Raw genomic sequence first — 14521 nt, forward strand, 5'->3', positions numbered from 1 at the left:
GCCCACTTGAGTCTGAATACACCCTCAAATCCAGGGCAATATGTCTTAAATGTCCGCCCTGACGGAGGCTGACCAGGACTTTTCCGCTGTTCTCGCTGACTCTGGCGGAGTTGGCCGCTAGTCTCCGACGAGTGGGGGCACCCCCACACCCTTTGAGTAGTGGGGGACAACGGGCGAGCGTGTTGCTCGTGGCTCCCCAGGTGTGGGGCGACTAGGTTCCTCACCGGTCCGTATCCGACAGTTCGACATCCGAGGTGACGTAGGCGTGGCTCTTCCGCCCCTTACCCCTGAACAGCGCGCAGCCGCGCTCGAAAAGGCCGCCGCGGCTCGCCGGGAGCGGGCCGAGGTCAAGAATCGACTCAAGCACTCCGGCGCCTCCCTTCACGAGGTCATCAAGCAGGGCCAGGAAAACGACGTCATCGGCAAGATGAAGGTCTCCGCCCTGCTGGAGTCCCTGCCGGGCGTGGGCAAGGTCCGCGCCAAGCAGATCATGGAGCGACTCGGCATCTCCGAGAGCCGCCGTGTGCGTGGCCTCGGTTCCAACCAGATCGCCTCCCTGGAGCGTGAGTTCGGCAGCACCGGCTCCTGAGTCCGGACCTCCGGAACAGGAGTCCCGGGCACACCGGGATTGCTGGAATAATCGCTGCATGAGTGAACGTCCGCGGCTGACCGTGCTCTCCGGCCCCTCGGGGGTCGGCAAGAGCACGGTCGTCGCCCATATGCGCAAGGAACACCCCGAGGTCTGGCTCTCGGTGTCGGCGACGACCCGCAGGCCCCGCCCCGGCGAGAAGCACGGGGTCCACTACTTCTTCGTCACCGACGAGGAGATGGACAAGCTGATCGCCAACGGCGAGCTGCTGGAGTGGGCCGAGTTCGCCGGAAACCGGTACGGCACGCCGCGCGCGGCCGTGCTGGAGCACCTGGAGGCGGGTGTGCCGGTCCTGCTGGAGATCGACCTCCAGGGCGCCCGGCAGGTCCGCGAGACCATGCCGGAGGGCCGGCTGGTGTTCCTGGCTCCGCCCTCCTGGGAGGAGCTCGTGCGCAGGCTCACCGGCCGGGGCACCGAGCCGCCCGAGGTGATCGAGCGCCGCCTGGAGGCGGCGAAGATCGAGCTGGCGGCCGAGCCGGAGTTCGACATGACCTTGGTCAACACCTCCGTCGAGGACGTGGCGCGCGAGCTGCTAGCCTTGATGGACGTTGTGTGATCGTGCCTGATCGTTCAGGCTTGATCGTTTACACTGAATCTTTCCCATCCATCGGAAGGTAGAGCGTGTCCTCTTCCATCTCCGCGCCCGAGGGCATCATCAACCCGCCGATCGACGAGCTCCTCGAAGCCACCGACTCGAAGTACAGCCTGGTGATCTACGCGGCCAAGCGTGCCCGCCAGATCAACGCGTACTACTCGCAGCTCGGCGAGGGCCTCCTTGAGTACGTCGGTCCGCTCGTCGACACCCACGTGCACGAGAAGCCCCTCTCGATCGCCCTGCGCGAGATCAACGCCGGTCTGCTGACGTCCGAGGCCGTCGAGGGCCCGGCGCAGTAGTTCCTGGCGCAGTAGTACTTTCAGATTGCAGTTGGCTTTTCCACAGGCCCGGCAGCGCGACTGTCGGGCCTGTGGTGTGTCATGGAGGCCTAGGTTCAACGAATGGGAGTCCCGGTGGACAAGCCGAAGGTCGTTCTGGGCGTCAGTGGCGGCATCGCCGCCTACAAGGCCTGCGAGCTGCTGAGAAGGTTCACGGAGTCGGGGCATGACGTCCGCGTCGTCCCCACCGCCTCCGCCCTGCACTTCGTCGGCGCCGCCACCTGGTCCGCCCTCTCCGGCCACCCCGTCGCCACCGAGGTCTGGGACGACGTCCACGAGGTCCCGCACGTCCGCATCGGCCAGCACGCCGACCTGGTGGTCGTCGCCCCGGCCACCGCCGACATGCTCGCCAAGGCCGCCCACGGCCTCGCCGACGACCTGCTCACCAACACCCTCCTGACCGCCCGCTGCCCGGTCGTCTTCGCCCCCGCCATGCACACCGAGATGTGGGAACACCCGGCGACGCAGGAGAACGTGGCGACGCTGCGCCGGCGCGGCGCCGTCGTCATCGAGCCGGCCGTCGGCCGCCTCACCGGCGTCGACACCGGCAAGGGCCGGCTGCCCGACCCCGCCGAGATCTTCGAGGTCTGCCGCCGCGTCCTCGCCCGGGGCGTCCGCGAGCCCGACCTGGCCGGCCGGCACGTCGTCGTCAGCGCCGGCGGCACCCGCGAGCCCCTCGACCCGGTCCGCTTCCTCGGCAACCGCTCCTCCGGCAAGCAGGGCTACGCCCTCGCCCGCACCGCCGCCGCGCGCGGCGCCCGGGTCACGCTCGTCGCCGCCAACACCGGCCTGCCGGACCCGGCCGGTGTGGACGTCGTCCCGGTCGGGACGGCCGTCCAGCTGCGCGAGGCGGTGCTGAAGGCGGCCGCCGACGCGGACGCGGTGGTGATGGCGGCGGCCGTCGCCGACTTCCGCCCGCAGACCTACGCGGCCGGGAAGATCAAGAAACAGGACGGCCAGGACCCCGACCCCCTGGTGCTGGTGCGAAATCCGGACATCCTCGCCGAGATATCGGCCGAGCGCGCCCGCCCCGGACAGGTGATCGTCGGCTTCGCCGCCGAGACCGACGACGTCCTGGCCAACGGCCGGGTGAAGCTGGCGCGCAAGGGATGCGACCTGCTCGTGGTGAACGAGGTGGGCGAGCGCAAGACGTTCGGCTCCGAGGAGAACGAAGCGGTGGTGCTGGGCGCCGACGGCAGCGAGACGCCCGTACCGCACGGGCCGAAGGAACAGCTGGCCGAAACCGTCTGGGACCTGGTGGCGGAACGCCTCGGCTGAATGTTTCATTCGCTTCACGTCCCTCTCAAACCTCCGCAACCTCCGCGACAGAGGTGTGGCGGCTCTGGCCAAGCCGCCCGCGGACGGGGCAGAATGCCCGTGCCGCAGGTCACAGCGCTCCCGAGAGGCGAGACAGGGAGACCGGTGGCCGAGCGCGACCGATAAACTGTTCTCGGACGACGCCGGGCGCAGCCCCCGAGCCCGTCCGCCCATGATCAGCCAGCAGCCGCTGCAACCCCAGGGAGCGTTGTGTCCCGTCGCCTGTTCACCTCGGAGTCCGTGACCGAGGGTCACCCCGACAAGATCGCTGACCAGATCAGCGACACCATTCTCGACGCGCTCCTGCGCGAGGACCCGACCTCCCGGGTCGCCGTCGAGACGCTGATCACCACCGGCCTGGTGCACGTGGCCGGCGAGGTCACCACCAAGACCTACGCGGACATCGCGACCCTCGTCCGCAACAAGATCCTGGAGATCGGCTACGACTCCTCCAAGAAGGGCTTCGACGGCGCCTCCTGTGGCGTCTCGGTGTCCATCGGCGCGCAGTCCCCGGACATCGCGCAGGGCGTCGACGCGGCGTACGAGTCGCGGGTCGAGGGCGACGAGGACGAGCTGGACAAGCAGGGCGCCGGCGACCAGGGCCTGATGTTCGGCTACGCGACCGACGAGACGCCCACCCTGATGCCGCTGCCGATCTTCCTGGCGCACCGCCTGTCGAAGCGCCTGTCCGAGGTCCGCAAGAACGGCACCATCCCCTACCTGCGCCCGGACGGCAAGACGCAGGTCACCATCGAGTACGACGGCGACAAGGCCGTCCGCCTGGACACGGTCGTCGTCTCCTCGCAGCACGCGAGCGACATCGACCTGGAGTCCCTCCTCGCGCCCGACATCCGCGAGTTCGTCGTCGAGCCCGAGTTGAAGGCGCTCCTCGACGAGGGCATCAAGCTCGACACCGAGAACTACCGCCTGCTGGTCAACCCGACCGGCCGCTTCGAGATCGGCGGCCCGATGGGCGACGCCGGTCTGACCGGCCGCAAGATCATCATCGACACCTACGGCGGCATGGCCCGCCACGGCGGCGGCGCCTTCTCCGGCAAGGACCCGTCCAAGGTGGACCGCTCGGCCGCGTACGCGATGCGCTGGGTCGCCAAGAACGTCGTCGCCGCGGGCCTCGCCTCCCGCTGCGAGGTCCAGGTCGCCTACGCCATCGGCAAGGCCGAGCCCGTCGGTCTCTTCGTCGAGACCTTCGGCACCGCCAAGATCGACCACGAGAAGATCGAGAAGGCCATCGACGAGGTCTTCGACCTGCGCCCGGCCGCGATCATCCGCGACCTCGACCTGCTGCGCCCGATCTACGCCCAGACGGCGGCCTACGGCCACTTCGGCCGCGAGCTGCCCGACTTCACCTGGGAGAAGACGGACCGCGTGGACGCCCTCCGCAAGGCCGCGGGCCTGTAAGCCCCGAACGCCACACGAGGCCCGGTCTCCCTTCGGGGGACCGGGCCTCGGCGCGTCCCGGCGCGCGGCGGTGTCAGTGGGGTTTGGTAAGAATGCAAGGGTGAACGGCGAGGACGGGCGGCAGGGTGAGGGCGCTGAGGGGGTGGCGGGGGAGCAGCTCGCGCTGATCCGGGAGAGTGTGCGCAAGGGGGCGCGGGCCAAGCCCCGGACGTGGCGGGGGGCCGCGTTGGCCAAGGAGCTGCCCGTGGCGCGGGTGCTGGTGGACAAGGGGGTGCTGCACCTTGACCGGTACTTCGACTACGCGGTGCCCGAGGAGCTGGACGCCGACGCGCAGCCCGGGGTGCGGGTGCGGGTGCGGTTCGGGGCCGGACGGCACCGGGTGCGGGAAGGGCGGCGCGAAGGGGGCGGGCTGATCGACGGGTTCCTCGTCGAGCGGCTGGCCGAGAGCGACTACTCCGGACCCCTGGCCGCGCTTGCCCAGGTCGTGTCGCCCGAGCGGGTGCTGAGTGAGGAACTGCTCGGCCTGGCGAGGGCCGTGGCCGACCGGTACGCCGGGAGCCTCGCCGATGTGCTGCAGCTCGCCGTGCCGCCGCGCAGTGCGCGGGCCGAGCAGCGGCCGTCGCCCGAGCCCCTGCCGCCGCCCCCGGCGCCGGAGGCGGGATCGTGGACGCGGTACGAGCGGGGGGCCGCGTTCGTCGAGGCGCTGGCGGCGGGCGGTGCGCCGCGTGCCGTGTGGAACGCGCTGCCCGGACCCGAGTGGAGCGAGGAGATCGCGCGGGCCGTCGCGGCGACGCTGGCCTCCGGGCGCGGCGCGCTGGTCGTCGTACCGGACGGGCGGGCGGTCGCGCGGGTCGACGCGGCGTTGGACAGGGTCCTGGGGGAGGGGCGGCACGCCGTCCTCACCGCGGACGCCGGACCCGAGAAGCGGTACCGGGAGTGGCTCGCGGTGCGGCGGGGCGCCGTCCGGGCCGTCGTGGGCACGCGGGCCGCGATGTTCGCGCCCGTCCAGGACCTCGGGCTGGTCGTCATCTGGGACGACGGGGACGACAGCCACAGCGAGCAGCACGCGCCCCAGCCGCACGCGCGGGAGGTGCTGCTGCTGCGGGCCGCGCAGGACAAGTGCGCTTTCCTGCTGGGGGCCTGGAGCTGCACCGTCGAGGCGGCTCAGCTCGTCGAGAGCGGGTGGGCCCGGCCACTCGTCGCCGCGCGGGAGCAGGTGCGGGCCGTCGCGCCGCTCGTACGGACCGTCGGGGACGGGGATCTCGCCCGGGACGAGGCCGCGCGCGCCGCCCGGCTGCCCACCCTCGCCTGGCAGGCCGTGCGCGAGGGGCTGAAGCACGGGCCGGTGCTGGTGCAGGTGCCCCGGCGGGGATACGTACCGCGGATGGCCTGCGCCGACTGCCGGGCGCCCGCCCGCTGCCGGCACTGCTCCGGGCCCCTGGAGGCGCAGGAGTCGGGGGCCGCGCTGAAGTGCGGCTGGTGCGGGCGCGAGGAGGGGGCCTGGCACTGTCCGGAGTGCGGCGGGTTCCGCTTGCGGGCCCAGGTCGTCGGTGCCCGGCGCACCGCCGAGGAGCTCGGGCGGGCCTTCCCGGCCGTGCCGGTGCGGACCTCGGGGCGGGAGCATGTGCTGGACACCGTGCCGGGGGCGCCCGCGCTCGTCGTCAGCACACCGGGGGCCGAGCCCGTCGCCGACGGCGGCTACGCGGCGGCGCTGCTGCTGGACGGCTGGGCGATGCTCGGACGGCCCGACCTGCGGGCCGGTGAGGACGCGCTGCGCCGGTGGATCGCGGCCGCCGCGCTGGTACGGCCGCAGAGCGCGGGCGGCACGGTCGTCGCCGTCGCCGAGCCGACGCTGCGGCCGGTGCAGGCGCTGGTGCGGTGGGACCCCGTGGGGCACGCGGTGCGGGAACTCGCCGAGCGGGCCGAGCTGGGCTTTCCGCCCGTGTCGCGGATGGCGGCCGTGTGGGGGGAGGCGGAGGCTGTCGCGGACTTTCTCCGTACGGTCGAACTGCCGCCGCGAGCCGAGGTGTTGGGGCCGGTTCCGCTGCCGGTCACGGCCGCCGGGCGACCGCGTCGGACGGGGGCGCCGCCGCCGGGGGAGCGGTGGGAACGGGCGCTGGTGCGGGTGCCGCCGGGCAGTGGGGCCGCGTTGGCGGCCGCGTTGAAGGCGGGGCAGGCGGCTCGGATGGCGCGGGGGGCGCGGGGGAGTGGGGAGGCCGTGGTGCGCGTGCGGATCGATCCGCCTGACATCGGGTGAGCGTCGGGTGGGTCGGGTGGAGGGGTGTGGGCCGTGGGTGGGGGGAATCGGCGGGAATGCGGGTGCCCTCCCGGGGACGTGCCGGGAGGGCGGGCAGGGGGAACGTGGCTCAGCCGTTGCGCGGGCCGGGGAAGGCCGTCGGTCTCACCTCGTCGCGCAGCGCGGGGCTGCCGGCCGTCGGCTGGGTCGGCATCGAGCGGGCGGCGGGGACCGTCGGCATCGTGGGGATGCCGGTGTTCACGTTGACGGTCCGGGTGCCGGACGGCTCGGTCGTCCGCTCGGCCTCGGCGGCGGCCTGGGCCGCGGCGCGGCGGGCGCCGTAACGGCGGTGGACCGCCTGCTTGGTGACCCCGAGTGCGGAACCCACCGCGTCCCACGAGAAGCCGAGTGAGCGGTCGAAGTCGACCGCGGCCGTGACCAGGGTCTCGACACTGTCCCGCAGTTCCTGCGCGAGGCGGACCGTCGGGGCGGGGGCGCGTCCGTAGACGACGAAGCCCGTGGAGGGGCCGGAGCGGCGCGGACGGTAGACGTTGCCCAGCTGGGCGGTGAGCGTGCGCAGTGCGTCCACCTGCCGGCGGACCCGCTCGATGTCCCGCACCAGCAAGTGCAGGCTGGCCCGGGCCTGGGCGTCGTGGGTTGCGTGGTCGGCCATGAACAAGCCTCTCGAACCGGCGTTGAAAAGGGTCGGGCCGCGCGGAAGCGGCCCGTTGTGGTCAACTCTTTCTTGACCAACGCGGGAGTGGTCCGCGGGTCACGCAGAGGGGGCGTGTGGGCATATGCGTGCGCCCCGGTGGGGGTGGCGGTGCGCCTCGGCCTTCGGCCGTCGTGCGGGTTCTTGCCCACCCCGCCCACCCGTTTCCAGTCGGCCAGGAGGCTGGACTCGCCAGCGGGGGTACGACACCGTCGGCGGCTTTCCCGGCTACGGGGGCTTTCGCGGTTACGGGGGCTTTCCCGGCTATGGGGGCTTTCGGGGTTACGGGAGCTTTCCGGCCCGCGTCGGCTTCCTGCCCACGGCGGGTTTCCTGCCTGCGGGGGCTTTGCTCCGGCGGCTTTCCCGCCTGCGGCGGTTTTTCCGGCTACGGTGGCGTCCCCGCCCGCGTCGGCTTCCTGCCCACGGCGGGTTTCCTGCCTGCGGGGGCTTTCCTCCGGCGGCCTCCCCGCCTGCGGCGGTCTTCCCGGCCCCGGTGGCTTTCCCGTCTGCGGTGGCTTTCGTTGCCTGTCGCGGTCTTCCCGGATCCGGCGGTTTTCGCCGTCTGCGGCGGTCTTCCCGGCCCCGGTGGCTTTCGCCGCCTGCGGCGGTCTTCCCGACCCCGGCCGCTCTCGCCTCCTGCGGCCGGTGCCTGGCAGGGCGGGGTCATAGACTTGTGCGTTGCCCCGTCCGACCCCGCTCGAGAGGCTCCACGCCAGTTATGAAGCTTGTCTTCGCCGGTACCCCGGAAGTCGCCGTTCCCGCTCTGGACGCTCTCGTCGGGTCCGGGCGGCATGACGTGGTCGCCGTCGTCACGCGGCCCGACGCGCCGGCCGGGCGGGGGCGGCGGCTGGTCGCGTCGCCGGTTGCCGAGCGGGCGGAGGAGGCCGGGATCGAGGTGCTGAAGCCGGCGAGGCCGCGCGACCCGGAGTTCCTGGAGCGGCTCAGGGAGATCGCCCCGGACTGCTGCCCCGTCGTCGCCTACGGCGCCCTGCTGCCCCGCGTCGCCCTCGACATCCCCGCCCACGGCTGGGTCAACCTGCACTTCTCGCTGCTGCCCGCCTGGCGCGGCGCCGCCCCCGTGCAGCACTCCATCATGGCGGGCGACGAGATCACCGGGGCCTCGACCTTCCTCATCGAAGAAGGGCTCGACTCCGGCCCGGTGTACGGCACCGTCACCGAGGAGATCCGCCCCACCGACACCAGCGGCGACCTCCTCACCCGCCTCGCCTTCGCCGGCGCCGGCCTGCTCGCGGCGACCATGGACGGCATCGAGGACGGCACCCTGAAGGCCGTACCGCAGCCGAACGACGGTGTCAGCCTCGCCCCGAAGATCACCGTCGAGGACGCCCACGTGGACTGGGCCGCCCCGGCCCTCCGGGTCGACCGGGTCGTGCGCGGCTGCACCCCCGCCCCCGGCGCCTGGACCGTCTTCCGCGGCGAGCGGCTGAAGCTGATCCAGGTCACGCCCGTGCCCGAGCGGACCGACCTCGCGCCGGGGCAGCTCGCCGTCGGCAAGAACAGCGTGCACGTCGGGACCGGGTCGTACGCCGTGGAGTTGCTGTGGGTGCAGGCCCAGGGCAAGAAGCCGATGAAGGCCGCCGACTGGGCCCGCGGCGTGCGCATCGCCGACGGCGAGGGCCTCGGCGGGTAGCGGACGCGCCCGGGCGACGTACGCTGGGGGCGTATTTCCCTGATCTCACCTCCGGAGCACCTTTTTCGTGAGCGACAGCCCCCGTCGGCCCCGCAAGCCCGGCAAGCCCTACCGTCGGCCCAAGAAGGACCCCGTCCGCATCCTCGCCTTCGAGGCGCTGAGGGCCGTGGACGAGCGGGACGCCTACGCCAACCTCGTCCTGCCGCCGCTGCTGCGCAAGGCGCGGGAGAAGGGCGACTTCGACGGGCGGGACGCGGCGCTCGCGACCGAGCTGGTGTACGGGACGCTGCGTCGGCAGGGGACGTACGACGCGGTCATCGCCGAGTGCGTGGACCGGCCGCTGCGCGAGGTCGACCCGCCTGTGCTGGACGTCCTCGGTCTGGGCGTGCACCAGCTGCTCGGCACGCGGATTCCCACGCACGCCGCCGTGTCCGCCTCCGTGGAGCTCGCGCGGGTCGTGCTCGGCGACGGGCGGGCCAAGTTCGTCAACGCCGTGCTGCGCAAGGTCGCCCAGCACGATCTCGACGCGTGGATCGAGCGGGTCGCGCCGCCGTACGACGAGGACCCCGAGGACCATCTCGCCGTCGTGCACTCGCACCCGCGCTGGGTCGTCTCCGCCCTGTGGGACTCGCTCGGCGGCGGACGCGCCGGCATCGAGGCACTGCTGGCCGCCGACAACGAGCGGCCCGAGGTGACGCTCGTGGCGCGTCCCGGGCGGGCCACCACCGACGAACTGCTGCGCGAGGAGGCCGCCGTACCGGGGCGCTGGTCGCCGTATGCCGTGCGGCTGGCCGAGGGCGGCGAGCCCGGCGCTATCGAGGCCGTGCGCGAGGGGCGGGCCGGCGTCCAGGACGAGGGCAGTCAGCTCGTCGCGCTCGCGCTCGCCCACGCACCCCTGGACGGGCCGGACGAGCGGTGGCTCGACGGCTGTGCCGGGCCCGGCGGCAAGGCCGCGCTGCTCGGTGCGCTGGCCGCCGAGCGGGGCGCCGTGCTGCTCGCCTCCGAGAAGCAGCCCCACCGCGCCGGGCTGGTGGCCAGGGCGCTGCGGGGCAACCCCGGGCCGTACCAGGTCATCGCCGCCGACGGCACCCGCCCGCCGTGGCGGCCGGGCTCCTTCGACCGGGTGCTGGTGGACGTGCCCTGCACCGGGCTCGGTGCCCTGCGCCGGCGGCCCGAGGCGCGCTGGCGGCGCCGGCCCGAGGACCTCGACGGGTTCGCGCCGCTCCAGCGGGCCCTGCTGGGCAGCGCCCTGGACGCCGTACGCGTGGGCGGGGTCGTCGGCTACGCGACCTGCTCGCCGCACCTCGCCGAGACCCGGGCCGTCGTCGACGACCTGCTCAAGCAGCGTCCGGAGGCCCAACTCCTCGACGCCCGGCCCCTGTTGCCCGGTGTTCCGGACCTGGGCGACGGCCCCGACGTACAGCTGTGGCCGCATCTGCACGGGACCGACGCCATGTATCTGGCGCTCATTCGGAAGGCCGGCTGACCCCGGCGCCGACCGCCTCGGGCGTGCGTTCCCCGCCGTCGGCGTGCGCCAGGCGGTGCGGCCACCACACCTTCCTGCCCACGTCCAGGAAGAGGGACGTGACCAGCACGGACCGGACGACGAACGTGTCCAGCAGGACGCCGAGCGCCACCGCGAAGCCGATCTCCGCGAAGCCCACCATGGGCAGCGTGCCGAGGGCGGCGAAGGTGCCCGCGAGGACCAGGCCCGCCGAGGTGATCACCGCGCCGGTGGCGGCGAGGCCGGTGACCACGCCGGGGCGGGTGCCCTGGCGGACGGCCTCCTCGCGGACGCGGGTGGTCAGGAAGATGTTGTAGTCGATGCCGAGGGCCACCAGGAAGACGAAGACGAACAGCGGGAACGCCACGTCCTCGCCCGCGTAGTCGAAGACGTGACGGAAGGCCAGGGCGCTCAGGCCCAGCGCACTGGCCAGCGACAGGCACACGGTCCCGACCAGCAGCAGCGGCGCCACCAGCGCGCGCAGCAGCACGCCCAGCACCAGCAGGACCACGGCCAGGACGAGCGGGATGACCAGGTAGTTGTCGTGGGTCTGGGCGTCCTCCATGTCGAGGAGCGCGGCCGTGCCGCCACCGACCTGGGCGTGGGCGCCGGGCACCGCATGCACCGCGTCCCGTACGCGCTCCACGGTCGCCTTCGCCGCGTCGCTGTCGGAGGGGGCGCGCATGGTCGCCTCGAACAGCACCTGGCCGTCGTGCTCGGGCGCGGTGCCGGGCGGTACGCCGATGCTCCGCGGTACGACACCCCGGTCGGCCGCGACCGCGCGGCCCACCTGCTCGGCCTGCGCCTTGTCGGAGACGATGACCAGGGGGTCGCCGGTGCCGGCGGGGAAGTAGCGGGCCGAGACCTGCTGGCCGACGATCGAGTCCGGGGTGTCGGTGAAGGCGTCGGCGTTGGCGATGCCGGCCGCGCGCAGCTGGAACAGGCCCATCGACAGGGCGACCAGGACCGCGGCCGTGATGCCCCAGACCATACGGGGACGGCGGGCGATACGGCGGCCCATGCGCGCCCAGACGCCGCGCTCGGTCGGGTCGGCCGAGCCGTGGTGCGGGATCGCGGGCCAGAAGATCCAGCGGCCGAAGACCAGCAGCAGGGCCGGGAAGAGGGTGAGCATGGCCAGCAGCGCGATCACGACGCCGATGGCGGCGACCGGGCCGAGGCCCCGGGTGGAGTTCATCTCGGCGACCAGCAGGACCAGCATGCTCAGCACGACGGTCGCCCCGGAGGCCAGGACGGCGGGCCCGGCCCGGTTCATGGCCAGCTCCATCGCCTCGTGCCGGTCGGTGTGGCGCCGCAGCTCCTCCCGGTACCGGGCGACCAGCAGCAGCGCGTAGTCGGTGCCCGCGCCGAAGACGAGCACCGTCAGGATGCCCGCGCTCTGGCCGTTGACGGTCAGGCCGGCGTGCCGGGCGAGCAGGTAGATCAGCGCCTGCGCCGTGAACAGGGCGGCCACCACCCCGAGTAGCGGCACGAACAGCAGGGTCGGACTGCGGTACGTCAGCAGCAGCATCACGATCACGACGCCCATCGCCGAGAACAGCAGCGTCGAGTCGATGCCCTCGAAGGCCTTGGAGAAGTCCGCGGACGTGCCGCCCGGCCCGGTGATGTGCACGGTCAGCCCGCCGCCGCCCTTGCCCACCTGGTCGCGGATGGAGTCGACCGCGGGCGCGATGCGCTGCCAGCCCTGCGCGTCCATGGTGATCGGCACGTAGATCTGGGCGGCGCGCGGCGCGGTGGGCCGGTCGTAGACGGGACCGCGCGTCTCCGCGCCCCGGATGCCGTGGTCGCGCAGCGCCCTGATCTGCCCGGCGTCCTCGGTGATCTGCCGCCGGTCCTGTGCCGTCAGGCCGCCCGCGCGGGCGTAGACGACGACCGCCGGGATCTGCTCGGGCCTGAAGTGTTCGGACGTGTTCAGGACCTGCGTGGACTCGGCGGAGCCGGGCAGCCAGGACTGGGCGTCGTTGTCCTGGGCGTCGTTCAGCTTGGCCCCGAGCGGGGCCGCGATCACCAGGACCACCAGCCACAGGATCACGATCAGCCACTTGGAACGGCGCCCGCAGACGAACCGGACGGCGTTCCGCTTCCAGGCGTACAGCTGCCTCATGGCGACCCCCGTGGACGTACGTGGTGCCGGTCGGCCGCCCAGCATGGCACGGTGCGCCCGCGCACAACATCCGATGAACGGCTTAGGTCTGGACCGGCGCGAACAAACGTGCCCGGACATGGCAGGCTTGGGTCATGGCCGTGCAGATCAACCCCAGCATCCTGTCCGCCGACTTCGCCCGCCTCGCGGACGAGGCGAAGGCGGTCGAGGGAGCCGACTGGCTCCACGTCGACGTCATGGACAACCATTTCGTCCCGAACCTCACGCTCGGTGTGCCGGTCGTAGAGTCCCTGGCCCGTGCGACGGACACCCCGCTGGACTGCCATCTGATGATCGAGGCCCCCGATCGGTGGGCGCCCCAGTACGTCGAAGCGGGGGCCGGTTCGGTCACCTTCCACGTCGAGGCGGCCACCGCTCCGGTGCGGCTCGCCCGGGAGATCCGGGCCAAGGGCGCCCGCGCCTCCATGGCGCTCAGGCCCGCGACGCCCATCGAGCCGTACGAGGACCTGCTCCCGGAGCTCGACATGCTGCTGATCATGACGGTCGAGCCGGGCTTCGGCGGGCAGGCGTTCCTCGACATCATGCTCCCGAAGATCCGGCGCACCCGCGAGTTGATCAGCAAGCACGGTCTTGAGCTGTGGCTCCAGGTCGACGGCGGGGTCTCCGCCGGCACCATCGAGCGCTGCGCGGAGGCCGGCGCGGACGTCTTCGTCGCGGGGTCCGCGGTGTACGGCGCCGAGGACCCCGCGCAGGCGGTACGTGCACTGCGCACCCAGGCCGAGGGGGCGACCGCTCAGGCGTCCTGGGCGTGCAACCACTGAGCCACAGGTCGGTGAACAGCTGTGAACGGCGCCCATCGGGGCGGATCAACTACGCCGGATCTGCAAGGATGAACGGCGAATCCAGAGTGTGAACAGCAGTGAGGAGATCGCCGTGTCGGGTATGACGGCGGGCCGGTCAGCAGTGCGGATGGGACCCGCTGAGCTGGTGCAGGCGGCGGCCATGGCCCGCCGCTTCTACCTGGAGGGCAAGTCCAAGATCCAGATCGCGGAGGAGTTCGGGGTCAGCCGCTTCAAGGTGGCCCGCGTCCTGGAGACCGCCCTCGAACGGGATCTCGTACGCATCGAGATCCGCGTCCCGGCCGAGCTGGACGCCGAGCGCTCGGACGCGCTGCGCGCCCGCTACGGCCTCAGGCACGCCGTGGTGGTGGAGTCCCCGGCGGAGGCCGAGGACACGCCCGACCCGGAGAACCTCGGCGAGGTGGCCGCCGACCTGCTCGGCGAGCTCGTCAACGAGGGCGACGTGCTGGGCCTGGCCTGGGGCCGCTCCACCATCCACATGGCCGCGGCCCTGGACCGGCTGCCGCCGTGCACGGTGGTGCAGCTGACGGGCGTGTACGACGCCGGGACCGCCGAGCGCGGCTCCGTGGAGGCCGTGCGCCGCGCCGCCCAGGTCTCCGGCGGCGACGCCCACCCCATCTACGCGCCGATGCTGCTGCCGGACGCGGCCACCGCGGCGGCGCTGCGCAACCAGACCGGCATCGCGCGGGCCTTCGAGTACTTCGACAAGGTCACCGTCGCCTGCGTCTCCATCGGCTCCTGGGAGCCCGGCATCTCCACGGTGCACGACATGCTCACCGAGGAGGAGCGCGCGCACTACGCCTCCCTCGGCGTCGCCGCCGAGATGTCCGCCCACCTCTTCAACGCCGAGGGCCGCCGCGTCGGACGGGACCTGGGCGAGCGGTGCATCACCGTCAAGGCCGACCAGCTGCGCCGTATCCCCGAGGTCGTCGCGATCGCGGGCGGGGCGCGCAAGGCGGCCGCGATCGACGCGGTGCTGCGCTCGGGGCTCGTCACCAGCCTGGTGACCGACACGTCGGCGGCCGACGTGCTGATGACGACCGGCCAGACGCCGAGGCCGGCGCTCAACAGGGCCGACCCGGACGGGCCCTGACGGACCGTCGGCGGGGGACGGCCGT

The 14521-nt window shown here is 72.8% G+C and carries 12 protein-coding genes; 10 read left to right on the top strand and 2 right to left on the bottom strand.

Annotation, left to right across the window (positions count from 1 at the left end; all coding sequences use genetic code 11):
* The first annotated feature begins 265 nt into the window (after positions 1 to 265).
* The 6 genes from ACYF6T_RS23810 (at position 266) to ACYF6T_RS23835 (ending at position 6575) form a co-directional block, all read left to right on the top strand.
* Positions 266 to 589, top strand: a complete 324-nt coding sequence (locus ACYF6T_RS23810; RefSeq protein ID WP_003977346.1) for an integration host factor — start codon at positions 266 to 268, stop codon at positions 587 to 589.
* A 58-nt stretch (positions 590 to 647) separates the two neighbouring features.
* On the top strand, positions 648 to 1205 hold the full coding sequence (gene gmk, locus ACYF6T_RS23815) for a guanylate kinase (RefSeq protein WP_461698846.1): 558 nt from the start codon (positions 648 to 650) through the stop codon (positions 1203 to 1205).
* A gap of 65 nt (positions 1206 to 1270) precedes the next feature.
* Complete coding sequence (gene rpoZ / locus ACYF6T_RS23820) at positions 1271 to 1543, top strand: DNA-directed RNA polymerase subunit omega (protein ID WP_003988945.1); 273 nt, start codon at positions 1271 to 1273, stop codon at positions 1541 to 1543.
* Positions 1544 to 1657: 114 nt separating this feature from the next.
* Positions 1658 to 2860 (top strand): bifunctional phosphopantothenoylcysteine decarboxylase/phosphopantothenate--cysteine ligase CoaBC, encoded by a 1203-nt coding sequence (gene coaBC / locus ACYF6T_RS23825; protein ID WP_461698934.1) that lies wholly within the window; start codon positions 1658 to 1660, stop codon positions 2858 to 2860.
* 249 nt (positions 2861 to 3109) lie between these two features.
* Positions 3110 to 4318 (top strand): methionine adenosyltransferase, encoded by a 1209-nt coding sequence (gene metK / locus ACYF6T_RS23830; protein WP_461698847.1) that lies wholly within the window; start codon positions 3110 to 3112, stop codon positions 4316 to 4318.
* A 100-nt stretch (positions 4319 to 4418) separates the two neighbouring features.
* The gene (locus ACYF6T_RS23835; RefSeq protein ID WP_461698848.1) at positions 4419 to 6575 is read left to right on the top strand and encodes a primosomal protein N'; all 2157 of its coding nucleotides are present in this window, start codon (positions 4419 to 4421) and stop codon (positions 6573 to 6575) included.
* Between the two features lie 109 nt (positions 6576 to 6684).
* Here ACYF6T_RS23835 and ACYF6T_RS23840 read toward each other — a convergent pair whose 3' ends face one another.
* Positions 6685 to 7227: a hypothetical protein gene (locus ACYF6T_RS23840; RefSeq protein WP_461698849.1), complete on the bottom strand. Its 543-nt coding sequence runs from the start codon at positions 7225 to 7227 to the stop codon at positions 6685 to 6687.
* A 757-nt stretch (positions 7228 to 7984) separates the two neighbouring features.
* Between ACYF6T_RS23840 and fmt the strand changes: the two genes are divergently transcribed.
* Positions 7985 to 8917: a methionyl-tRNA formyltransferase gene (gene fmt, locus ACYF6T_RS23845; RefSeq protein ID WP_461698850.1), complete on the top strand. Its 933-nt coding sequence runs from the start codon at positions 7985 to 7987 to the stop codon at positions 8915 to 8917.
* A 67-nt stretch (positions 8918 to 8984) separates the two neighbouring features.
* Positions 8985 to 10403, top strand: coding sequence for an RsmB/NOP family class I SAM-dependent RNA methyltransferase (locus ACYF6T_RS23850; protein WP_461698851.1), 1419 nt, complete (start codon positions 8985 to 8987; stop codon positions 10401 to 10403).
* Here ACYF6T_RS23850 and ACYF6T_RS23855 read toward each other — a convergent pair.
* On the bottom strand, positions 10384 to 12543 hold the full coding sequence (locus ACYF6T_RS23855; RefSeq protein WP_461698852.1) for an MMPL family transporter: 2160 nt from the start codon (positions 12541 to 12543) through the stop codon (positions 10384 to 10386). The two genes, ACYF6T_RS23850 and ACYF6T_RS23855, sit on opposite strands and share 20 nt — an antisense overlap.
* Positions 12544 to 12677: 134 nt before the next feature.
* On the opposite strand from ACYF6T_RS23855, the gene rpe reads away from it, so the two are divergent.
* The gene (gene rpe, locus ACYF6T_RS23860; protein WP_461698853.1) at positions 12678 to 13364 is read left to right on the top strand and encodes a ribulose-phosphate 3-epimerase; all 687 of its coding nucleotides are present in this window, start codon (positions 12678 to 12680) and stop codon (positions 13362 to 13364) included.
* An 88-nt stretch (positions 13365 to 13452) separates the two neighbouring features.
* A complete protein-coding gene (locus ACYF6T_RS23865; protein ID WP_461698854.1) occupies positions 13453 to 14496 on the top strand; it encodes a sugar-binding transcriptional regulator in 1044 nt (347 codons plus the stop codon).
* The last annotated feature ends 25 nt before the right edge of the window (positions 14497 to 14521 follow it).

It is taken from the genome of Streptomyces sp. 7R007, assembly GCF_054850255.1.